Origin of the sequence: Anabaena azotica SJ-1 (genome assembly GCF_047275885.1) — a bacterium.
GTDB classification, from domain to species: domain Bacteria; phylum Cyanobacteriota; class Cyanobacteriia; order Cyanobacteriales; family Nostocaceae; genus Trichormus_B; species Trichormus_B azotica_A.
The window spans coordinates 2,255,784-2,279,232 of the sequence record NZ_CP178454.1; the positions used below are offsets into that span (position 1 = coordinate 2,255,784).

17 protein-coding genes are annotated in these 23,449 nt (G+C 38.2%); 7 read left to right on the plus strand and 10 right to left on the minus strand.

The window, feature by feature from the left end:
* Positions 1-26: 26 nt before the first annotated feature.
* Together pcrA and ACLLO5_RS09930 are read right to left on the minus strand one after the other, a co-directional pair.
* On the minus strand, positions 27-2,357 hold the full coding sequence (gene pcrA / locus ACLLO5_RS09925; RefSeq protein WP_413176054.1) for a DNA helicase PcrA: 2,331 nt from the start codon (positions 2,355-2,357) through the stop codon (positions 27-29).
* 134 nt (positions 2,358-2,491) lie between these two features.
* Entirely contained in the window at positions 2,492-4,216 is a 1,725-nt protein-coding gene (locus tag ACLLO5_RS09930) for an ATP-binding protein (RefSeq protein ID WP_413175281.1), read from the minus strand.
* Positions 4,217-5,004: 788 nt separating this feature from the next.
* Here ACLLO5_RS09930 and ACLLO5_RS09935 point away from each other — a divergent pair.
* Complete coding sequence (locus ACLLO5_RS09935; RefSeq protein ID WP_413175282.1) at positions 5,005-5,433, plus strand: CAAD domain-containing protein; 429 nt, start codon at positions 5,005-5,007, stop codon at positions 5,431-5,433.
* Positions 5,434-5,613: 180 nt separating this feature from the next.
* Here ACLLO5_RS09935 and ACLLO5_RS09940 read toward each other — a convergent pair whose 3' ends face one another.
* Together ACLLO5_RS09940 and petH are read right to left on the minus strand one after the other, a co-directional pair.
* Positions 5,614-6,903 carry a homoserine dehydrogenase gene (locus ACLLO5_RS09940; RefSeq protein ID WP_413175283.1) on the minus strand — a complete coding sequence of 430 codons (1,290 nt, stop codon included), beginning with the start codon at positions 6,901-6,903 and terminating at the stop codon, positions 5,614-5,616.
* Positions 6,904-7,041: 138 nt separating this feature from the next.
* A complete protein-coding gene (petH, locus tag ACLLO5_RS09945; RefSeq protein WP_413175284.1) occupies positions 7,042-8,361 on the minus strand; it encodes a ferredoxin--NADP reductase in 1,320 nt (439 codons plus the stop codon).
* 983 nt (positions 8,362-9,344) lie between these two features.
* On the opposite strand from petH, the gene ACLLO5_RS09950 reads away from it, so the two are divergent.
* Together ACLLO5_RS09950 and metK are read left to right on the plus strand one after the other, a co-directional pair.
* Positions 9,345-10,346: a phosphoribulokinase gene (locus tag ACLLO5_RS09950; RefSeq protein ID WP_413175285.1), complete on the plus strand. Its 1,002-nt coding sequence runs from the start codon at positions 9,345-9,347 to the stop codon at positions 10,344-10,346.
* Between the two features lie 192 nt (positions 10,347-10,538).
* Positions 10,539-11,813, plus strand: a complete 1,275-nt coding sequence (gene metK / locus ACLLO5_RS09955; RefSeq protein ID WP_413176055.1) for a methionine adenosyltransferase — start codon at positions 10,539-10,541, stop codon at positions 11,811-11,813.
* Positions 11,814-11,936: 123 nt separating this feature from the next.
* On the opposite strand, the gene ACLLO5_RS09960 is transcribed toward metK, so the two are convergent.
* Positions 11,937-12,392, minus strand: a complete 456-nt coding sequence (locus ACLLO5_RS09960; RefSeq protein WP_413175286.1) for a pentapeptide repeat-containing protein — start codon at positions 12,390-12,392, stop codon at positions 11,937-11,939.
* A gap of 292 nt (positions 12,393-12,684) precedes the next feature.
* Positions 12,685-13,545: an alpha/beta fold hydrolase gene (locus ACLLO5_RS09965; RefSeq protein ID WP_413175287.1), complete on the minus strand. Its 861-nt coding sequence runs from the start codon at positions 13,543-13,545 to the stop codon at positions 12,685-12,687.
* 190 nt (positions 13,546-13,735) lie between these two features.
* Here ACLLO5_RS09965 and ACLLO5_RS09970 point away from each other — a divergent pair, with 190 nt between their 5' ends.
* From ACLLO5_RS09970 to ACLLO5_RS09985, 4 genes are all read left to right on the plus strand, one after another.
* Positions 13,736-14,896, plus strand: a complete 1,161-nt coding sequence (locus ACLLO5_RS09970) for a glycoside hydrolase family 10 protein (protein ID WP_413175288.1) — start codon at positions 13,736-13,738, stop codon at positions 14,894-14,896.
* 9 nt (positions 14,897-14,905) lie between these two features.
* A complete protein-coding gene (locus tag ACLLO5_RS09975) occupies positions 14,906-15,322 on the plus strand; it encodes a DUF2358 domain-containing protein (protein ID WP_413175289.1) in 417 nt (138 codons plus the stop codon).
* 424 nt (positions 15,323-15,746) lie between these two features.
* A complete protein-coding gene (locus ACLLO5_RS09980; protein WP_413172683.1) occupies positions 15,747-16,880 on the plus strand; it encodes an ISAs1 family transposase in 1,134 nt (377 codons plus the stop codon).
* Between the two features lie 397 nt (positions 16,881-17,277).
* The gene (locus tag ACLLO5_RS09985; protein WP_413175290.1) at positions 17,278-17,559 is read left to right on the plus strand and encodes a hypothetical protein; all 282 of its coding nucleotides are present in this window, start codon (positions 17,278-17,280) and stop codon (positions 17,557-17,559) included.
* 122 nt (positions 17,560-17,681) lie between these two features.
* Here ACLLO5_RS09985 and ACLLO5_RS09990 read toward each other — a convergent pair whose 3' ends face one another.
* The 4 genes from ACLLO5_RS09990 to ACLLO5_RS10005 form a co-directional block, all read right to left on the minus strand.
* Positions 17,682-17,909 (minus strand): hypothetical protein, encoded by a 228-nt coding sequence (locus tag ACLLO5_RS09990; protein WP_413175291.1) that lies wholly within the window; start codon positions 17,907-17,909, stop codon positions 17,682-17,684.
* 211 nt (positions 17,910-18,120) lie between these two features.
* Entirely contained in the window at positions 18,121-21,057 is a 2,937-nt protein-coding gene (uvrA, locus tag ACLLO5_RS09995) for an excinuclease ABC subunit UvrA (RefSeq protein WP_413175292.1), read from the minus strand.
* A 209-nt stretch (positions 21,058-21,266) separates the two neighbouring features.
* On the minus strand, positions 21,267-21,956 hold the full coding sequence (locus ACLLO5_RS10000) for a WG repeat-containing protein (protein WP_413175293.1): 690 nt from the start codon (positions 21,954-21,956) through the stop codon (positions 21,267-21,269).
* 335 nt (positions 21,957-22,291) lie between these two features.
* Positions 22,292-23,335 (minus strand): serine/threonine protein kinase, encoded by a 1,044-nt coding sequence (locus ACLLO5_RS10005; protein WP_413175294.1) that lies wholly within the window; start codon positions 23,333-23,335, stop codon positions 22,292-22,294.
* Between the last annotated feature and the right edge of the window lie 114 nt (positions 23,336-23,449).

Below are 23,449 nucleotides of genomic sequence, written 5' to 3' on the forward strand. Positions count from 1 at the left end.
ATTTGCTCCTGAAACTAATATTCTACTTAATCCATTTTCTGTAACTGCGCTACTCTAGGATCAATAATTTTCTGTCCTAAACTGGCAAATTTAATTGCTACAGACAGCTTATTTCCTTCTCCAAAAACGTGGGTTATTTCGCCAATACCAAAGGATTTATGTAAGACTTTATCTCCTACTTGCCATTTTTGGTTTGTTTCTGGTTTCTCGCTGTTTGGAGATGCTGTTTTTGTGAAGGTGCGGGTAACTTTGTGTTTGCTGGTTAATAATTCTTCTGGTAATTCGTCGAGGAATTGCGATCGCATGGCTGGTTCTCTTGAACCGTACAATCTTCTTTCTCTGGCATGACACAAGTATAATCTCTCTTGAGCGCGAGTTATTCCCACATAACACAAGCGTCGTTCTTCTTCTAATGATGCAGGGTCTTGTAAGGAACGATAACCAGGAAATAATCCCTGTTCTAACCCTACTAGGAAGACTACTGGAAATTCTAACCCTTTGGAAGCGTGTAATGTCATTAAGGAAACCGTTGTTTTTCCTTCTTTTAAGTTATCTAAATCTGAACTTAATGCTGCACTTTGCAAAAATGCTTGCAAGGAAATATCATCACCTTCGTTGTCTTCTTGAAATTGCGATATTGCGTTATAAAGTTCGTTGACGTTGCTAATTCTATTATCAGCTTCATCTGTACCTTGATTTTGCAAATCTTGAACATAACCAGAATCTTCTAAAATTCCTTGCAAAATCTCAGAACCAGGAATTTTAGTGATTTGTTCTTGCCATTTCTGAAGAATTTGAGCAAAACCATTCACAGATTTTGCAGAACGTCCCGCTAAGGTATTAACTGATGTCTCATCACTTAATATTTCCCACAATGTTGTTCCTAGTTGTTGGGAAGCATTCACTAAAGCTTCAATGGTCGCTTTACCAATTCCCCGACGGGGTGTATTAATTACTCTCAATAAACTAACTGTATCAGCAGGATTGTTTATTGCTCTCAAATATGCGACAACATCTTTAATTTCTTTGCGGTCATAAAATTTCATTCCTCCCACAACTGTGTAAGGAATCTGATATTTTACTAATAAATCTTCAAAGGGTCGAGATTGAGCATTAGTCCGATAAAGGATGGCAAAATCACCCCAGTTTATTTCTGGGTTTTGATGTTCTAATGTCCGAATTTGATTAATTACAAAAGCAGCTTCTTCTATTTCGTCATCAGCTTTATAGCAATAAATTTCTTCACCTGGATCTCTAGTTGCTTTGAGAATTTTATCAATGCGTTGGGTATTATTTTCAATTAACTCATTTGCAGCTTGAAGAATGTTTTCACAAGAACGATAGTTTTCTTCTAATTTCACCATTGTTCTGGTGTCATCATCTTCTAAGCCATCGCCAAAATTTTGCTGAAATTCTAATAAAATGGTGAAGTCTGCCATTCTAAAGCTGTAAATTGATTGGTCAGCATCACCAACTACAAACACAGAACGATTTTCCCAGTTCCATTCACTCTTTCTATTTTCGTCGTTTGTTACTAAAAGCTGAATTAAATCATATTGTGTCCGGTTTGTATCTTGATATTCATCTACTAAAATATGGCAAAATTTGCGATGCCAATAACCTAAAACTTGTTCATTTTGTTGAAATAATCTTGTAGGAATTAATATTAAATCATCAAAATCTAAAGCGTTATTTTCTGCAAGTTTATCTTGATAACGACTGTAAACGTCAGCAATTACCCTTCCCCGGTAATTTGGTTGTTCTTTTTCAAATTCCTGCGGTGAAAATCCCTGATTTTTTGCGTTACTGATAGCGTAACGAACGGATTTAGGTTCAAATTTTTTACTATCTAAATTTAAATCTTTTGTAACTATTTCTTTAATTAAGATTTGCACATCAGATTCATCAAAGATGGAAAAGTTTTTATTCCAACGTCGTCCTTTTTCATCTTGATATTTTTCGATATCATAGCGCAGAATCCGAGAAAATAAACTGTGAAAAGTGCCACACCACATATCTTTAATGGTGGTACGGTAAACCTTCGATTTGAGTTTTGTTTGCTCGTATTCTGGTAACAAATCTAACTTTTTACCGTATTCTTTAAGTGCTAATTGTTCAGAGAATAATCTTTGAATCCTATCCTTCATTTCCCGTGCGGCTTTGTTGGTGAAAGTCACTGCGAGGATATTTTCAGGATTTACACGGTGTTTAAGAATCAAATTAGCAATCCGATAAGTCAGCGCACGGGTTTTACCAGAACCAGCACCAGCGACAACTAGCAATGGTCCGCAGTAATGTTCGACGGCTTGACGTTGACTGGGATTGAGATGGCTAAGGAAGTCAATGTTTGTGGTCATGGATATGGGTGAGCGATGCGGTGACATTTATCAATTGTAGCTATTGCTCAGGTTACAATATCCTAGTGAAACTTGGGTAAGGAAATATCAGATGCAAACAGGACTGAAACTCTTTCATCTGTTACCTATTACACTCATTGCTGCACTGTCAGAGGTAAACTTACCTTAAAATTAGAACCAACCCCAAGCTGACTGTTAACTAGAATTTCACCCCCCATCATCTGGCAAAAATGACGGCTAATAGCTAATCCTAAGCCTGTACCGCCATATTTTTTGGTAGTGGAAATATCCCCTTGTATAAAGGGTTGAAACAACTTCTGCTGTTGACTGGGTGACATTCCGATGCCGTTATCAGTTACGGTAAAAATAATTAATCCGAAGGGTGCTTCTTTCAGGATGATTGTTTTATCAATCTTAACAGTTAGTGTGACTGTGCCGTTGGTAGTAAACTTGGCTGCATTGCTAAGTAAATTTAATAATACTTGTCGCATCCTTGTTTGGTCAGCATACATCGTTCCCAAATACTCATCACATTCTAATACTAAGGTGTTGCCATTTTTTTCTATTGCTGGTTTTACTGTCAGAACAACATTATTAATCAAAGTTATGATGTCAAATGTCTCCGGGTAGAGAGTCATTTTACCCGCTTCGATTTTTGATACATCTAGGATATCGTTAATTAGTTCTAGTAAATGTCTACCAGCAGAATTGATGGTTTCTAAATCGGTGATAAAATCTGGGGATGCACCAATATCAACAGCATCATCTTTTAGCAGTTGACTTAAACCAATTACTGCATTTAAAGGTGTACGTAACTCATGACTAACATTGGCCAAAAATTGGCTTTTGGCTTTACTAGCAGCTTCGGCTAATTCTTTGGCTTGTTGGAGTTGTTTAGTACGCTCAGATACTCGCTCAATTAAGCGATTGAGAGATTTAGCTAACAAGCCAATTTCATCGTCAGTGGTAATGGGAGCGCGTAAATCAAAATTGGATTTTCTCGCTACTTGTTCAGCTACTTGTGTTACAGTAATTACAGGTTCTGCGATCGCTCGACTGGTACGCCATGCCACAACAGCAGCAACAGCAACCGAAACCAGCATACTAACTATAAAAATTGCTCTCTCAACAAATCTAGCTTGCTCTACATCTGTTCGTCTCATTAGCTCTTGTGTTTGAGCAGTCTCTAAAATTCTCGTTAATTGATCTGATAAAAGATTTAGCTCCTCAACTATCTGACTATTCATCACTCCCAGTAACTGCTCGCGTGCTATCTCTACTTGTTCTGGTTGTATTCTTGGCGTGTCGAGTCGCTGTAAAATAGGTTCTATCTGGTTAATAAATTCTTCTAAATACTTAGAATAATTGAAAAATAAAATTTCTAAAGTCGATTTGTTTGCCGCTAATATCTGAGGATCGCTGTTGATATATGTATCAATGCTTTCTTCTAATTTTTGTGCTTGAGCAACAGACTTGAGAAACTTATCTTTTTTGGTTTTTAATTTTTCTGGATTGTTCAACACAGCTATCAAGCTTGAGCTATGCAGTTGAGCCTCAATGACAGCATCTTTATAATTATTGAGTAATCGTTCCTGCTCATTAGCCTGATTGAACTGCCTAACTTCTCTGCCTCGGTAATAGTTAGCTAATACCAATCCCGTCAATGAGCCAAAAAAACCTATTGCAATAGCTACAAAGTAACCATAGCCAATTTTTTGATGGATACGCCAGGAACTGGCCTTGAGTTTCCGACGAGAGGGAAATTCTATAGTTGGGAGTTCTTCTATTTTTGGCTCTTGAGTTGACACTTTTTTGCGTTCCGAACTTTTGTCAACAAAGCTTGGCTTTTGACTTGGCATCCATAAAATATCCTAAACCTCCCACAAATATAGCAGTCAGCCAACATACAGTCAGTATTTAGCTTCTGAAAACTTTGTATCATCAGGAGTTGAGTATTTAAGCTTATCCTGGTTACTCTGACAGAAAACAGGGTGTGGGGTGTAGGGAAAGATAGTGGTCTGTCAGTTTCCCTCCTGCCTTTGATAAATTTGACAGAATACAAGCTTTTTAATACTGGGAGTAAATCTTTTTTGCTCAAAAAATAAGATATACTTATATTAAGATGAATACCTAAAAATCAAACTCATACCATAAAAAACTCTTAATGTCTAGTCTATATGAACAGACAAAAAAATTGTTACATATTAATATCAATCTGAATAAGTTGATTGACTAAAGAGGCTGAAGATAGCTTTAATATCAGATAAAATCAGCGTTTAGACTTGAATGCATCAGAGGTGGACTGATTTTTGCATGATTTGTGCTTCGATGAGTACGATTATGAGCAAATAATATGGCATGGGATAATCACAGCCTGAGAATTCCAGTTGGTTAATTGACAAAACAGAACTCAGGAAGCTGACTTTAATACATCCTGTCGCCGTTTGACTTCTATCCTCTTGCTGACTTTCTACCCTGTAGTTGATGCAGTGGAGGTAATGGGGCAATTATGGTTATAGGACACTAAAACTCCTTTTTAACCTAAACTCAATTGTGCTGATGCAGCAGTCAATTACCTACTCAACAGCCTTGTAGTTGGAATTGTGCAAATTAAGAAAACTCAACTCTCAAAATTATGGAAGTGAAAATGCAAGAACCAGAATACACAGAAACCAAGTCAAAAGAGACAACAATCCCAGATATTAACACTCAGGCAGGAAGCATCACCAAACTTCAGCCTCCTGTACAGTCTCAGGAACAATGGCTCAAATATGGGCAACAAATTTCTGGCTTTTTAGGTACATTACCTGACTATCTAGGCACATTCTTTAATCAATATAAGCAGCCTATCGTTAGTGTGGGATTAGTAATCACGGCAATTGTTACAGTTAAGGTGCTATTAGCTGTACTAGATTCTCTCAATGATATTCCTTTGGTAGCACCTACTTTTGAGTTAATTGGTATTGGTTATTCTGCCTGGTTTGTTTATCGCTATTTACTCAAAGCTTCAACTCGGCAAGAGTTAACCAGTGAAATTACAACCCTCAAATCACAAGTTGTTGGTAAAGATTCTTAAGAATTTTAAGAAATCAGGAGTCAGGAGTCAGGAGTCAGGAGGCAGGAGGCAGGAGGCAGGAGGCAGGAGGCAGAAGGCAGGAGGATAAGAAGAAAATATTTCCCCCTCTCCTATGCACCCCTGCTCCTCTGCACCCCTGCACCCCTGCACCCTACTCCCTGCACCCTGAATCCTGCTTCCTCAAAGCACTCTTAAGATGCTGGGAATGCTATCTATTGCTTCTAGGGTTTGAATTTCGGCTAAAGCTTGTCTAAAGTCTCCTTCTTGAACATCATGGGTGACAACGACAATCTCGGCTAGTTCTGCCTGAAAACCGGTCTGCACTACGGACTCTAAGCTCACGCCATATTTGCCAAAGCAAGTACCTAATTTACCAATTACACTTGGTTGGTCTTTTGTTAAAAACCGAGCATAAAATCGGGTTACAAGTTCAGAAATTGGTGCAATTTGTAGGTAATTTTGATGTCTACAGGCTAAGAGGGGATTGGATTTGGGGGTATTAGTTTTCAGATTTGCTAACAGATTCAAGATATCTGAGCAAACGGCACTAGCAGTAGCACCTGCACCTGCACCAGGTCCAAAAAACATCACTTGGCCAATGGGTTCTCCTTCGACCAGAATGGCGTTATAAACACCGTTAATACTGGCTAAAGGATGTGTTTGAGGTACTAAGGTGGGATGAACTCTAACTGATAGTTGAGAGTTATCGCTAGTTTGTCCTTTAGCAATTGCTAATAATTTAATTACAAATCCCAATTTGGCGGCGTAGCTAATATCTGTCTTGCTGACTTGACGAATTCCCTCACAATACACATCTTGTAAGTTGATGCGGCCATCAAAGCCTAATGATGCCAAGATAGCAATTTTATCGGCTGCATCTAAGCCATCAACATCGGCGGTGGGGTCAGCTTCTGCATAACCTAATCGTTGAGCATCAGCTAGGACATCATCGAAGTCGCTGCCTTCTGTTTGCATCCGTGTCAGGATGTAGTTAGTTGTACCGTTAACAATGCCTGTGACAGCATGAATGCGGTTGACACTTAAAGACTGTTTCAGGGGTTGAATTACGGGAATACCACCGCCTACGGATGCTTCTAGCATCACATATACACTGGCTTGATTAGCGGCGGTAAATATTTCTGCACCAAATCGAGAGATAGCGGCTTTATTAGCGGTAACTACGTGCTTACCATTTTTAATAGCGGTGAGGATGAGCGATCGCGCAGGTTCCAATCCACCCATGACTTCAACAATTATATCTATCTCTGGGTCATTGACAATTGCTTCTAAATCTGTAGTTACTACCCCTGGGGGCAATTCTACCATACGGGGTTTGGAGAGCGATCGCACTCCCACCCGATATATTTCTATTTCATTTAATAAAGGGTGACGACCAACGCTATCTTGCAACAGTTGTACAGTCCCCGTTCCCACAGTACCTAATCCCAAAATTCCTAGTTTTATACCCACAGATTTCGCACCCAAAAAACTATATATACAAAACAATTGTAGGCAGGGCATCGCCCCACCTACTGATTATCCATAAAAAGACAAAAGGGAAAAGGGAACAGATCACAATCAATACTGTTGCCCGTTGCCCGTTGCCTATTAGTATGTTTCTACGTGCCAGCGATGTGCCTTCTTGAGATCCTTTTGGTAATCACTCCAAGTCACACCTTCCTTAGCAGCAGCAGCACTCAAAGCTGCATCAATCCCACCTTCCATACCACGTAAACCGCAGATGTAAGTGTGGGTTTTTTCATTTTTAATCAACTGCCACAGTTGATCAGCGTGTTCTGCTACACGGTCTTGGATATACATTCTGCCACCTTCGGCATTTTTCTGTTCCCGACTGATAGCATAGGTAAGACGGAAGTTATCTGGATACTTTTGTTGCATTTCTTCCAGTTCTTCCTTGTATAGAATGTTGGGAGTTGTTGGTACACCAAACAACAGCCAAGCAAATCCTTTAAATTGGTACTCTGGGTTAGCTGCTCTTTCAGCATCTTTAAACATCCGCCACAAGTAAGCCCGCATGGGAGCAATACCCGTTCCTGTTGCCAGCATAATGACATTGGTATCAGTGTCATCAGGTAACAACATTTCCTTACCAACTGGCCCTGTAATCTTTACATCTGCCCCTGGTGCCAACTGAGTCAGATAAGTAGAACAAACACCATAAACAGTTTCACCACTTTCTGGATGCTTGTACTCTAATTGGCGAACACACAATGATATTGTCTTATCATCCACATCATCGCCATGACGAGTTGAAGCAATCGAGTAAAGTCTTAGTTTTTCTGGTTTACCATTTTTGTCAACACCTGGGGGAATAATACCGATACTTTGACCTTCGATATATTTTAAATTACTACCAGCAAGGTCAAACTTCAGGTGTTGAACAATACCAATGCCACCTTCTTTAACTAACGGTTCATTCGAGATACACTTACCGATAAACGGAGCGTTAGGACGGTAAGTATTTACAGGAACATCAGCGTGTTTGGCTTTCCCTTGAGTCATGGTGTTGCCTTTTTTATCCTTAGCAGGTGATTTAGCAAATCCTTTAGATTCGCTATTTGTATTCACAGGTGTGGCTTTACCATTATCCTCAGTGTTAGCATTCACTGGCGTAACTAACTCGCTTACTTCGCTGTTTGTACTTGCCACAACAGCTTGACCATTAACTGGCTCTAAAACTGTACTTGGCTGAATACTAACAATTTTGCCGCCTAGACGAGCGATCCGTCGCATTTCTTGATTCATGCGGTTGTAAGGCACTCTGATGAACACACTGCCACTTTTACGAATAGGGTAGTTAGTTTGGTCAGTTGCTTCGTTCTGACGCAGACCCACCACTTCGTAAACGAAGATGCGGCTACCTGATTCTATATTGGCAGCACCCTCAACAGCACCTTGATTGTACATTCGTTCTACCACTCCGATATTTACTTAACCGTTTATCAAAAAATAATTCCCATCCTATGCCAGCTTTAGTTTACCGGATTTTAGTTGCATAAAACTGGCTATCTGGGAAAACAGCATCATTATCAGTTACCAGTTATCAGTTTTACCACCCTCCTGTAATTCCCTACCAATTGCAGCAAGGTTTTATGATGGGTTTCAATAATTTACTAATGCTTGATAACGGTTAACTGTGGACTTATTGATAATGATGCCTTGCTCAGTACACTCGGCCAAGGCATATCGGCATGGTAAAAAACACACCTGTTCACTCTCTAAAGTAGAGGATAAGTCTTCAATGGAATGTTAATGATGAATCAATTTAAGGTTTTTTTCCGGAACTGCATTATGGGGAGGAGGCAGGAGTCAGGAGTCAGGAGTCAGGAGTCAGGAGTCAGGAGTCAGGAGTCAGGAGTCAGGAGTCAGGAGTCAGGAGTCAGGAGTCAGGAGTCAGGAGTCAGGAGTCAGGAGTCAGGAGTCAGGAGTCAGGATAAAGAAGAAATTTCTCCTCTGCTCCCCTACTCCCCTGCTCCCCTGCTCCTCTGCTCCTCTGCTCCCCATCTCCCCAATCTCCCTGGGCACCGCACACCCTATTTCTTCACAGGGAGTGTAGGGAAAAAAATTAAGTTTTTCTTCAGTTTCTGCTACGCTTTTGATTGGTACACTAAAAGATCCTTTTTAACAGCAAAACTTGTTACAAAATACATCTTTCTGTTAAAATCTAGTATAACACTAGGATTAAATACTTACCAGCCAAGAATTCAGGATAGTTCAGTAAGTAACTAAGTAACAAGCAAGACTATGTTGCTCACTGCCCTGATATTCTATTTTTATGCTGGATAGCAAGAATGCAGGATTTTACCATTGGGGTAAGCTCTTGGTTTCACAAATCTGTTGTGAGAAAAATTATTCATTGACACATCTTTTTTAGTATTTAGAGGAGATTTATGACTAAGCCGGAACGCGTGGTACTGATTGGAGTAGCCGGAGACTCAGGGTGCGGTAAATCTACATTTTTGCGTCGATTGATCGATTTGTTTGGTGAAGACTTGATGACAGTTATCTGCTTGGATGACTATCATTCCCTAGATCGTAAACAACGCAAAGAAACTGGAATAACTGCACTCGACCCCAGAGCTAACAATTTTGACCTGATGTATGAGCAAATTAAGGCTCTCAAAGAAGGTCAAGCGGTTGATAAGCCGATTTACAACCACGAAACCGGCTTGATCGATCCGGCAGAACGGATTGAACCAAACCATATTATAGTAGTTGAAGGTCTACATCCTTTATATGATGAACGGGTGAGAGCCTTGCTTGATTTCAGTGTTTACTTTGACATCAGCGATGAAGTCAAAATTGCCTGGAAGATTCAACGGGACATGGCTGAACGAGGCCACCGTTATGAAGATGTGTTAGCGCAAATTAATTCTCGTAAACCTGATTTTGATAAATTTATCGAACCACAAAGAGAATTTGCTGATGTAGTTCTGCAAGTATTACCCACAAACTTGATCAAGAATGATACAGAACGCAAAGTTTTGCGGGTACGTATGCTGCAAAGAGAAGGTAAAGAAGGATTTAATCCAGCTTACTTGTTTGATGAAGGTTCAACTATTCAGTGGACTCCTTGCGGACGCAAACTGACCTGTTCTTACCCTGGTATGCAAATGTACTATGGTTCTGATGTTTACTACGGTCGCTACGTTTCTGTATTAGAAGTAGATGGCCAGTTTGATAACTTAGAAGAAATCATTTACATCGAAAACCACCTTAGCAATACTTCTACTAAATACACAGGTGAGATGACTCACTTATTGCTACAACACCGTGAATATCCAGGTTCCAACAATGGTACTGGTTTGTTCCAAGTGCTGACAGGTCTGAAAATGCGTTCTGTTTATGAGCAATTGACGGCTAAGGAAGCAAAGTTAGCGGTTCAAGTCTGAAGCCAGCAATGTTAATAAACAAAAGGGGTTGCATCTGTGGGTGTACCCCTTTTTTTATGGATTCATCTGTCGTCTTCATCGTCCAAAATATAGACAGCGAGTGTGTAAATATTGTTATGATTTCAGAAATTAGTAGCTGAACTAAATGCATGAATTTAGCCAGTGAACAAAATTGATCTAGGAGGAATTCCTTTGTCTCGACGCTATTTATTTACTTCCGAGTCCGTAACTGAAGGTCATCCTGATAAAATCTGTGATCAAATTTCAGATACTATTCTGGATGCTCTACTTACTCAAGACCCCACTAGTCGGGTCGCGGCTGAAGTTGTTGTTAATACTGGTTTAGTGTTAATTACTGGTGAAATTACTACCAAAGCCAATGTGAATTTTGTCAATTTGGCGCGGAAGAAAATTGCAGAAATTGGCTACACTGATGCAGTCAACGGCTTTTCTGCCAATAGTGCTAGTGTATTGGTAGCTTTAGATGAACAATCACCTGATATAGCTCAAGGTGTAAATACTGCTCAGGAAACCCGCGCTCAGGATAGTGAAGAACTATTCGATAAAATTGGTGCTGGTGATCAAGGTATCATGTTCGGTTTTGCTTGCAACGAAACACCAGAATTCATGCCTTTGCCTATTAGTCTAGCTCACCGCATTGCGCGTAGGCTGGCAGCAGTGAGGAAAACGGGTGATTTAGCTTATCTGCGTCCTGATGGCAAAACCCAAGTTACTGTGGTTTATGAGGATGGCAAACCTGTAGGTATTGATACGATTTTGATTTCTACTCAGCATGCACCTAATATTGGGGATATTACGGATGAAGCTGCGGTACAAGCCAAAATTAAGCAAGACCTATGGTCAATGGTGGTAATACCTGTGTTTGGCGATATTGAAGTTAAGCCAACTGAGGAGACACGCTTTTTAGTCAATCCTACAGGTAAATTTGTGATTGGTGGACCTCAAGGTGATTCTGGTCTAACTGGCAGGAAAATCATTGTTGATACTTACGGTGGTTATTCCCGACATGGTGGTGGTGCTTTCTCTGGTAAAGACCCCACGAAGGTAGATCGTTCTGCTGCTTATGCTGCTCGTTATGCGGCTAAAAATATCGTGGCGGCGGGGTTGGCAGAAAAATGTGAAGTGCAGTTAAGTTATGCCATTGGTGTAGCCAGACCTGTGAGCATTTTTGTGGATACCTTTGGAACTGGTAAAGTGGATGATGAAATTTTGCTGCAATTAGTCAAAGATAACTTTGAATTGCGTCCAGCAGGAATTATCCACACTTTCAATTTACGTAACTTACCCAGTGAAAGAGGCGGACGTTTTTATCAGGACGTTGCAGCTTACGGTCACTTGGGACGGACTGATTTAGATTTACCTTGGGAACGTCTGGACAAGGTAGATGTGTTAAAACTAGCGGCTAATAAGTCTCTTTCGGAAGCTATAGCACCTGCATTAACTTAAATTCTGGTGATTTGAGGCTGTACCTAAAATCAAATCATAATACCTCTGCTTTTATTACTGTAAGCAGAGGTTTTTTATTGGTTCTAAAGGTAAATTTCGGCTAAAAATTGCCTTGATTTTAACTTAATCCCAATCAGGAATTTGCGCGTCTTCTCCACCAATGCCAATACCAGTATTGTATATTTCTGCACCAGTAATAGTTAGGTCATTCAGTGATGCTTGATATACGTTGGAATCGTTAATAGTAGCACTGGTGAAATTTGCACCATTGAGATTAGCTTGTTTGAGGTTGACGTTGGTGACAAAAGCTGATGTTAAATTTGCACCTGCCAAATTTGCGCCTGTGAGGTCAGCACCTTCGAGGTTGGCTTCTGTTAAGTTAGCACCCCGGAGATTTGCGCCTCGTAAATCTGCACCAATTAGATGAGCGCCGCTGAGGTTGACTCCTGAGAGTTCACAACGCTGACATTCCCCAGTGGACAAAAGTTTTTGTAAGTCTTGTCTATTCCCAGCTTGAACTGAGTTAGCAAACAATAGGGGAGCGACTAAGGCTATAGCGGTTAATAGCTGGCGTTTCATAATGATTCCCCCTTCCTTATATAGAGTAGCATCCGTTCTTTTCCTCACAAATCTATTATCTCACTAAATGCGGGAAGAAGGTTAATTTATTTCACAAGCTAGATGTGATATTTTTTCAATTGTTTAGTAAGGCTCTAACTATTACTGGGTGTAGGTTTGAGGTATGTCTAAATGCTGATTTGAGATAAATTGCGGTTATTAAATTTAGTGTTAACTATTTTTAAGTTGCATTACAGAATACGGTTTTGCTGTGGTAGAAAAATGAGTATTTTTTCCTAGTAAATAGATTGTTTTAAGCGAGAAATTCTCGCATATACTCTGTCACCACTTCTGGCTGTTCCTGCTGAACCCAATGACCAGAATTAGGAATATATTTGATTTGTAAGTTTCTGACATATTCTTGAGTACCGTAAGTAAGTTCTTTTCCTAATGCGGTGTCTTGTTCTCCCCAAATCATCAGGGTGGGAACTTCGAGAATACTCCAATTTTTGTTGAGGAGGCGCTGTTGAAAAATATTACGATAGTAATTTAACATAGCTGTGATGGCTCCTCGTTTAGCAGCAGCGTCTTTGTAGGCTTCTAGGTCGGCTGTGGTGAAGGCGTTTTTATTGAAAGCTGTACCTTGAATGACTTTGGTTATAGCTTCATAGTCAGAAGCTTGCAGGACTAGTTCGGGAAGGAGAGGAAGTTGAAACAAAAAGATATAGTAACTACGTAGGAGTTGTTGAGGAGTGCTTAAGCCTTGGGAAAATTTGGCGGGATGGGGGAGGTTGAGTATAATTAGTTTTTCTACCATATCTGGGTGAGCGTAGGCAAAATTCCAGGCGATCGCACCACCCCAATCATGACCAACTAAAACACAGCTTTCATATCCTAAACCTTGAATTACTCCTGCAATATCTTTAACAAATTCATCCATGACATAAGCAGATTGCGCTTGAGGTTTATCACTATCGTTATAGCCACGTAAATCAAGAGCAACAACTTGATAATTTTGGGCAAATTCGGGGATTTGATGCCGCCATGAGTACCAAAATTCCGGAAACCCATGCAACATTAACATTAAAATTCCTTCCCCTTGGGTGACATAATGTAATTTGATGCCGTTAGTAGTTATATAAGCGTGTGTCCAAGAATTTTCTATGATAGGCATAAATTTAGATTGTATTGGTAATACTGTAACTGTTTATGAAATGGATTATACAAAAAAAATTTCAGAACAACATCTATTAAAAGTTATACCAATGGAAAAAATAATTGCTATTGACAGATTCGCATAACCTATTTCCCCACAAGATATTCCCAATCCAAAATCCAAAATCTAAAATGGTGTCAGGGTATAAATGAATAAAGTAGAAATACGTGGTATCTGGTTAACCACAACTGATAGTCAGGTTCTCAGGTCAAGACAAAACATTGCTGAAGCAATGGAATTTTTAGCTGAAACGGGTTTTAATGTCGTCTTTCCTGTGGTTTGGAATCAAGGAGTTACCTTGTATCCGAGTGCGACAATGTGGAAGATGTTTGGTATAGAAATTGGTTCAAGTTTTTTAGGGCGTGATCCTTTAGCAGAATTAGTAGAAGAAGCACGACGGGTAGGTTTAAAAGTCATACCTTGGTTTGAATATGGTTTCGTCAGTTCCTATAATTTAAATGGCGGAATGTTATTACAACAAAAACCAGAATGGGGAGCTTATGATTACCAAGGTAATTTATTGAAAAAAAATGGTTTTGAATGGCTGAATGCTTTTGATTTTCAAGTGCAGGAATTTATATTAAATTTATTTTTAGAAGTTGTTAAGAATTATGATGTTGATGGAATTCAGGGAGATGATCGTTTTCCGGCTTTACCATCGGCAGGTGGATATGATCAATGGACTATAAACCGCTACCGTCAACAGTTTAAAAAATATCCACCCAAGAACCACAAGGATAAACATTGGTTAAAGTGGCGAGCAAATATTCTAACTGACGTTTTAGCACTGCTTTATCAAGAAGTGAAAGCAGTTAATCCTAATTTATTAGTTTCCATGGCACCGAATATTTATGATTGGGGATTTCGGGAATATTTACAAGATTCACCAAGTTGGTTAAAGCGGGGAATTGTTGATATTATTCATCCCCAAATTTATCGACGTGATTTTTTTAGTTATAAATGTGTTCTTAATAGGTTGGTAAATGAGCAATTTACAGATGCTATGTTACCAAAATTAGCACCAGGAATTTTAATCAAATTAGGAAAATATAGAATTAGTCCAGAGTATTTATTACAGATAATCGAATATCATCGTCAATTGGGAATTAATGGAGAAGTATGCTTTTTTTATGAAGGTTTGCGGGAGAATAATAATCAGTTAGCGAAAGTTTTAAAAAAAGGACCCTATGCTCAATCGGCATTATTTCCGAATTTGGCAAATTTGCAAAATATGAATGTGATTTATCGCAGGTCAACTTCTATGTTGCAGCGATTAGAAAAGCAATTGAGAAAAATTTTCAAGGTATAAAAATCAGTGATGCAATTAAAAGTTAAACAGATTATCGCAATTCTTCAACAAGATTTACCGACTTTGTTTGAGAAAGATATTTCATACAATATCTATTCACAGGATATCTTGTTTCGTGACCCAGTGAATAAGTTTAAGGGTAAGTTTAATTATCGGATTATTTTTTGGACTTTGCGTTTTCATGGTCAGTTGTTTTTTACGGAAATCGCTTTTGATTTACATGATGTGTGTGAGTCGCAGGAGAAGACGATTTTAGCAACGTGGACTGTGCGGGGTGTGTTGCGTGTTCCCTGGAAAGCGCGGTTATTTTTTAATGGGTATTCGACTTATAAGTTGAATTCAGATGGGTTTATTTATGAGCATATTGATACTTGGGATAGGGAGCCTGGGGAGATTTTGAAGCAGTTTTTTAGGAAGGGGGAGTGATTGAACCACGAAGAAGCGAAGGAAGCGAAGGAAGAGAGGGAAACGACAATTCAATTCTATTTTGTTACACTTAATACTTAAGGAGTAACTAAATTAATGCAAAAGGTGTTCCTGTGAAAATTTATCGAAGAACTTGTAAAGACGGAAACATTTACCCACATATATATAATTACCTCAATATATTGCCTGAAGATGCTTTACATTATAGTCAACACGCCTTACGCCATCCCCAGGGGAAACGCATCTAATTTATTTTGACAAAATGTAACTTATGTGAATACAAAAAAAGGGTAACACTAGTAAGTTGGTATCAAGTCAATAAACACATATGAAAAAATTTGATGGTAAATTTCGTTTATAGAAGAATCAATAAAATGGGGTGAAGTGGTATTCTCTTTTTAATTCAAAGAGAAAAAACCCGAAAATGAAGCTATCACCAAAAATCACAATAGTAGATCACTTTAAAGATTTAGAAGATAAAAGAGTTGAACGGACAAAAAAGCATAAATTAATTGATATAGTCACCATTGCGATTTGTGCAGTAATATGTGGAGCAGATAGTTGGGTATTGATGGAGACTTATGGAAAAAAGAAAGAAAAATGGCTAAAACAATTTTTAGAACTACCAAATGGAATTCCCTCCCATGATACATTTGCCAGAGTATTTGCGAGAATAGACCCACAACAATTACAGAATAGTTTTTTGAGTTGGATAAAATCAATAAATAAAATTACCCAGGGAGAAGTAATAGCAATAGACGGTAAAACGTTAAGGCATTCATATGATAAAGGAAAGGATAAAGGTGCTATTCACATGGTGAGTGCATGGGCAACCACTAATCGTCTAGTATTAGGACAATGTAAGGTAGATGAAAAATCAAATGAAATAACAGCAATACCAGAATTAATCAAAGTATTAGATATAGCCGGATGTATAGTAACAATTGATGCAATGGGGTGTCAAAAAGAGATAGTAAAATCAATTGTAGATAAATCAGGTGAATATGTTATTGCACTAAAAAAGAATCAAGGTAATTTATATAAAAACGTAGAAGAAATTTTCAAAGAGGCTATAACCAAAGGGTTTGAGGGATTCAAATGTAGTGATTTTCATACAAAGCAAGACGAACATGGAAGAGAAGAAATACGTCATTATCTGATGTTATCAGACATTCAAGAAAGAATAGATACAGGCAAAAAATGGATAAACCTTCAAAGTGTAGGAATGGTAGAATATATACGAAAAGTCAATGGAAAAACAAAAGTTGAAACCCGTTATTATATTAGTAGTTTGACAGATAATGCGAAATTATTAGGAGAATCAGTGAGAAGCCATTGGGGTATAGAAAACTCATTACATTGGGTCTTGGATGTAGCGTTGAGAGAAGATGATTGTAGAATAAGAAAGGATAATGCACCACAAAATTTTGCCGTTCTACGTCATATAGCAGTAAATGCAGTAAGAAAAGAAAAAAGCCAAAAACTAGGAATTAAAAATAAGCAGATTTGTGCAGGATGGGATAATGAATATTTAGAGAAGATTTTAGAATGTATCTGATAAAAATCAGAATATTTAGATAAACATAAATAATTTATTCTCACCAGATTCTCAAAAGAATCTAGATTTGTGATGTCAAAAATCTAGATATTCAGACAATTAATATATAGAAATGAACAAAATTAACTCATTATTGAAAATAACTAATTACTCTAAATTTATTAAAATCTTAGGATATTAATAAAGGACTTAATCAGCATTTCAATTCCATTATTATGTTTTTCTCTGTCTAGATACACTAATATGACATTTTGTCAATATAATTTAGATGCGTTTCCCCTGACGCCATCCCCTAGCTATTTATAATCTGTCATTGAATCGTGTCATATCAGCATTCACTTTCATCTTAGATGAGATGGATAAGATTAGTACGGCATTATTAGATGTAAATGCAAATGTGAAATGTGACTTAAGTAAGTTGCCAAAACTTCAAGAAGAGTTACTAGAATCTTTATTAGCTCACATTGAGGATTGCTATTTGATTCTTAAAACTATTCATCCACCAGTTAATTTACAATCTTCTGGTCATTTCGTAGAAAGTTGGCTAAAAGAAGCAAAACATCCAACTTTTAAGAAGTTTCAAGCTGACATAAAATCTTATAGAAATTCTCTAGCACCTTTGGTTAACCGTATCAAACATCAGCATGGTAGGATTCGTAGTTTTATGATGATAAAATAGTTCATCTTTGACAACTGAACAAACAGCTATTTCTGAAAGTGATATTTTATCCAGTGTTTGTTTTAAATGGAGATTTTTACCTTTGAGATAAACAATGCAGGTATTGGTATCTAGTAGGTAAATCATAACAATGGTTCTCTCTCCGGTTGTTCCAGTTGTGGGTGTCTGATAAATGTTTCATCCTGAATACAGCCATAAAAATCATTTATTTTTGTGGTATGTTCAACTGTTGGTGCTTTTTCATAAACAATAACAATATCTAATTCTGTTCCTTCTTCTGCTGCGGGTAATTGAATTTCTAAAACTCCATTCTTACCAATGCGTGATCGCACTCTCATAGTTTGCATCATTAATCATTCTCCCTATCTGCTGATAATTCTGATTTTTGATATTCTAACTTTTCTTTCTTCCTTTGCGTCTTTGCGTGAGAAATCAGATTTTATAACGAACCACGAAAACACTTTCACTGAAGGTATTCCCAAAGAGTAGCATACGTATCGCTAACGCGGAGCGTGCCGAAGGCATAGAAAGCAGATTTATATAGAGTTTGTAAATTCTAATTCACACAATTGCCGGATATTGCTTCAATACCTGCTTTAAATATTCCCCAGTATAAGAGCGTTTATTTTTCGCTACATCTTCCGGTGTTCCGGCAACAATTATTTCTCCGCCTTTATCTCCTCCTTCTGGTCCCAAATCTATTACCCAGTCAGAACAACGAATCACATCTAAGTTATGTTCAATGACTAAAATTGAATTTCCTTTATCTACCAATCTTTGTAAAACATCTAGCAATTTATGCACATCGTAAAAGGATAAACCTGTGGTTGGTTCATCTATTAGATAAAGTGTCTTCCCTGTTGCACGTCGAGATAATTCTGTTGCTAATTTCACTCGTTGCGCTTCTCCACCTGATAAAGTTGTGGCTGGTTGTCCTAACTGCACGTAACCTAAACCCACATCTACTAATGTTTGTAATCTGGTGACTGCTTTGGGAATGTTTTCACAAAATACTAATGCTTCTTCAACTGTCATGTTGAGAACATCGGAAATTGATTTGTCTTTATATTTAACTTGTAATGTTTCCCGGTTGTATCTCGCACCTTTGCAAATTTCACACTGTACATAAACGTCAGGTAAAAAGTTCATTTCAATGACGTTTACGCCTTGTCCGCTACAAGCTTCACATCTGCCACCTTTGACGTTGAATGAAAATTGTCCGGGTTTATATCCTCTGGTTTTGGCTTCGATGGTTTGGGAAAAGACATCTCTAATGATATCGAAAACTCCTGTGTAGGTTGCTGGGTTAGAACGGGGAGTTCTACCAATTGGTGATTGGTCGATGACTATGGCTTTGTCAACACAGTTTAAACCTTTTATTTCGTCAATATCTTTGGGAAAGGGAATTCTTTTTAAAAGATGATGTTGTAATGCTGGATAAAGTAGTTCATTGATTAAGGTAGATTTTCCTGAACCAGAAACACCGGTAACTGCAACCAGTTTACCTAAAGGAATTTCTACATCTATATTTCTGAGGTTGTTGCGATGGGCGTTTCTAATTATTAAACTGCGACCATTTCCTTCTCTTCTTTTTGCTGGTGTATTAATGACTCTTCTTCCTGATAAATAAGCACCGGTTAATGAGGTTTCTGCATTTAATAAGTTCTCTAAATTTCCCTGAGCAATAATATTTCCACCATGAATTCCTGCACCTGGTCCAATATCAACTATATGGTTAGCTGCACGGATAGTTTCTTCGTCATGTTCGACGACTATTAATGTGTTTCCTAAGTCGCGTAATCTGGTTAAGGTTTTCAATAAACGTCCGTTATCTCTTTGATGTAAACCGATGCTTGGTTCGTCTAAAACGTAGAGAACTCCTGTTAATCCTGAACCAATTTGTGTTGCTAATCGAATTCGTTGGGCTTCTCCACCGGATAATGTCATGGCGGGACGATCTAAGGTGAGATAATCTAAGCCGACATCTAATAAAAATTGCAATCTGGCTTTAATTTCTTTGAGAACTAAGTCACCAATTTGTGTTTGTCGTGGTGTTAATTGTAATAGATTTATTCTTTCTCGACATTCTCTAATTGAGACGCTGGTTAAATCTAAAATTCCATATTGTCCTAATTTCACGGCTAAGGCTTCGGGTTTTAATCTTTTCCCTCCACAAACTTCACAAGGTTGATCGATTAAATATTCTTCTAGTTTCTGTTTAACTAATTCTGTTCCCCCTTCATATTGTCTTTGTAAGATGGGAACTACTCCTTTAAAGGCTTGTTTTTTCCCTTCTGCGGGTTTTTCTTCTCCATATAAAATTATCTGCTGCTGTTCTGGTGTTAATTGGCTCCACTGGGTCTGTAGTTCAAATCCATAGGTTTGTCCCAAACTATACAGTAATTCTAAATAGTAGGAATTTTCCTTTTCTGACCAAGGTGCGATCGCCGCATACATGGGCGAATCTTGGTTAGGGATGACCAGTTCTGGCGAAAATCTTTTTAATGTCCCAATACCGTGACAATGGGAACAGGCACCATAGGGAGAATTAAAGGAAAACAAACGTGGTGATAATTCTTCCATAATTGCACCATGTTCTGGACAAGCAAAGTTTTCTGAAAATACCATTTCTGATGGTAATTCTTGTGCGGAAATATCTTGATTTTCTCCGTCAGTTGATATATACTTACTATGTGGTCGCTCCTGCGCTACCTTATTAGATGTATCATTTAATACTTCAATTATAGAAATTCCGTTGGATTGCTTAAGGCAGGTGGTGAGAGAATCAACTAAACGCTCTTGAATACCTTCTTTTTTAACTAACCTATCAATAACCAGTTCTATATTATGTGTAATATTTTTATCCAATTCGATGGAGTCAGAGAGTTCTAAAACCTCTCCATTGACCTTGATCCTGGCAAATCCTTGGGCTGCTAAACTGGAGATGAGTTTGCGGTGAGTTCCCTTTTTTCCACGGACGACGGGTGCAAGGATTTGGAAACGGGTGCGGTCTGGAAGTTCCATGATGCGATCGCACATCTCGTCAATAGTTTGGGGAGAAATACAGCGATCGCATTTCGGACAATGGGGTTCACCAGCGCGACCATATAACAACCGCAGATAATCATAAATTTCCGTTACTGTTCCCACCGTCGAACGAGGATTATGGGAAGTTGATTTTTGGTCAATGGAAATAGCCGGACTTAAACCTTCAATTGCTTCCACATCTGGTTTATCCAACTGACCCAAAAATTGCCGAGCATAGGCGCTCAGAGATTCCACATAACGCCGCTGACCTTCGGCAAAGATGGTATCAAAGGCCAAAGACGATTTACCAGAACCAGACACGCCAGTAAAGACAATTAACTGGTCACGGGGTAATTCCAAATCAATATTTTTCAGATTATGCTGCCTAGCACCCCGAATGCGAATAGTATTTTGGCTGTTGTGGGGAGATGGAAGGCGATCGTTTAAAGATGTTGCTAGGTGTTCTGACATATTGACAGGCTGGGGGAAAGTTGCACTGTGAAACGATCCTTAATAATAACCTAATTTTTCCTATCTGAGATATTTCCTCATTTCTTCCTTTGTGTACTTTGCGTCCTTTGCGGTTCGTTATTATTTAAATTAGTAGAAAATTAGCAAAAAATCTGGCTGAGGATAGAGTTACGGTTTTGTAAATCTCATAATCAAATCACACTAGAGATTTACCACATAAAATCTCCCATAGGATCTATATATCGCTCATCATCACCCAGCTTGACTTTTGCCATACTATCAGCAAATGAATCTGCCTCATCAAACTGAGGCTGAATGACTATTTCTCCTTTTTGATTGATATAACCCCACTTATTACCAAGTTGAACTCTTGCTAGTCCTTCTGAAAAAATGTCTGCTTCTTCAAAATATGGTTCTTTTACAAACCTGCCTGTTTTATCAATATACCCCCATTTATTAATAACTTTTACTCCAGCTAAACCTTGAGAAAATTTATATGCCCCATCAAACTGCAAAGGAATGACGATTTCTCCTAAAAGGTTTATGAAACCATACTTTTCTTCTACTCTGACAGGTGCTATTTTTTCAGAAAAATCTCCAGCCCAATCAAATTGGAGAGGAATTACCATTTTTCTGTTTTTATCAATGTAGCCCCACTGTGCAGAAACTTTCACCCGTGCCAACCCATCAGAAAAATTACCTGCTTTATCATACCAAAAGGGAATAACCTCACCTGCTGATTCGTTGATATAACCCCATTTATCACCGAATTTGACTGCTGCGATACCTTCAGAAAAACTGCGAGCATAATCAAACTTTGCTTCTAACACTTCTAGACCTTTCTGGTCTTTATAACCCCATTTTTCCCCTAACTGAAATGGTTCTAATTTTTTAGTCATTGGTATTGCTTGTATTAAAATACTTAGTAAGTATACATCATAGTATTATTGCTGTAAACAGGGTGGTTAGGACATCAATTGATAATGAAACTCCTACTACAAGAAGGTTTTATTTCTGACTCCTGCTCTAATTGCTAAGAAGTTGTTTTAAAAGTTTCTGGCTGTGACTTTAGGTACTTATTGATAGCGAAGCGTGGCGTAGCCATTCCCCCCTAACCCTTAACAAAGGGGGGTAGAATCAAAGTCCCCCTTCGCAAGGGGGATTTAGGGGGATCTAAAAGTTTTTGATTCATTACTAAGGATTTTTCAAACATCCTCTAAGAGTGGTATTATTATCAACGCACTTTAGGAAAAGTATCTGTGATATTTAGCTTTAATTGAGCATTGGAATTAACAGCATCACCAGGTTGATAAACCATCAAATTAGTTCCTAGTGTAGCTAATATTCCCAAAGTAGCTAACCCTAGCATAGCTATAGTTTCTTTATGATGTATTGCTGAAACTAAATAATCTATTTTTTTACCTGAAGCCAGCACACAAATTGGCTTGAGTTCCCTGAAAGCGTCCGCAGCATTAGCATAGCGTTGTTTCTGGTTAGGTTCTACCATTTTTTTTAACCATGACCGAAAACTTAGACTGAGATGAGGAAGTAATTTCTGAAAATTGAAGCGATAGTTATCATCCATTAATTTACTGATATCTTTAGCATGGGTATTAGTTAGTAAGCAAATTAATGTTGCACCTAAACTATATAAATCTGAAGCTTCTGTCAACCCATGACCAAATTGTTCTTCGGGGGGTATAAACCCTGGAGTTCCCGCCACTAAGGTACTCAAATCTATTTTAAAATCTTGGAGTTTCGCCAACCCAAAATCAACAAGATAAACGTTTAATTTTTCATCTACTAAAATATTTTCTGGTTTAATATCTCGATGAATAATCGCAGGTATATGTTGTTGTAGATAAACCAAAATATCTAAAATTGACAAAGCAATTTGTTTAACTTCTTCAGGATGAAAGCAGCGTTTTGAACCCAAAGAGGGGGCTTTTTTATATTCCTGGATGAGATAGAAAAAACCAGGTGTTTCAAAAGAATCTAGATAACGAGGGATGCGGGGATGATTTAATAGTTGCAAAAGCTGAATTTCCCTTTCATAGGCTTTCACACCAGACCAGTCAGCTGTGATATCCGCAAAACAAAATTCTTTAATTACTACTTTTTGCTGAGAGTTGATGTGATTAGCTAAATAAGTAATGCGTCCTCCTTCTGAGTTGCGTCCTAACTCTTTAATGACTTGATAGCCAACTGCGGAAAAATCTGGATAATGATTGCAGGAATTAGTGCTTTCATCTCCATGATTTAGATTGAATTCTATCATATATACACACAAGTCGGGTATTGTCAAGACAAAATCCAGAAAAAATATTATCCCTTCTAGAGATAGGAATTAGGTAATGGGTAATGTTTTTCTCTAGTTATCAATTACCAATTA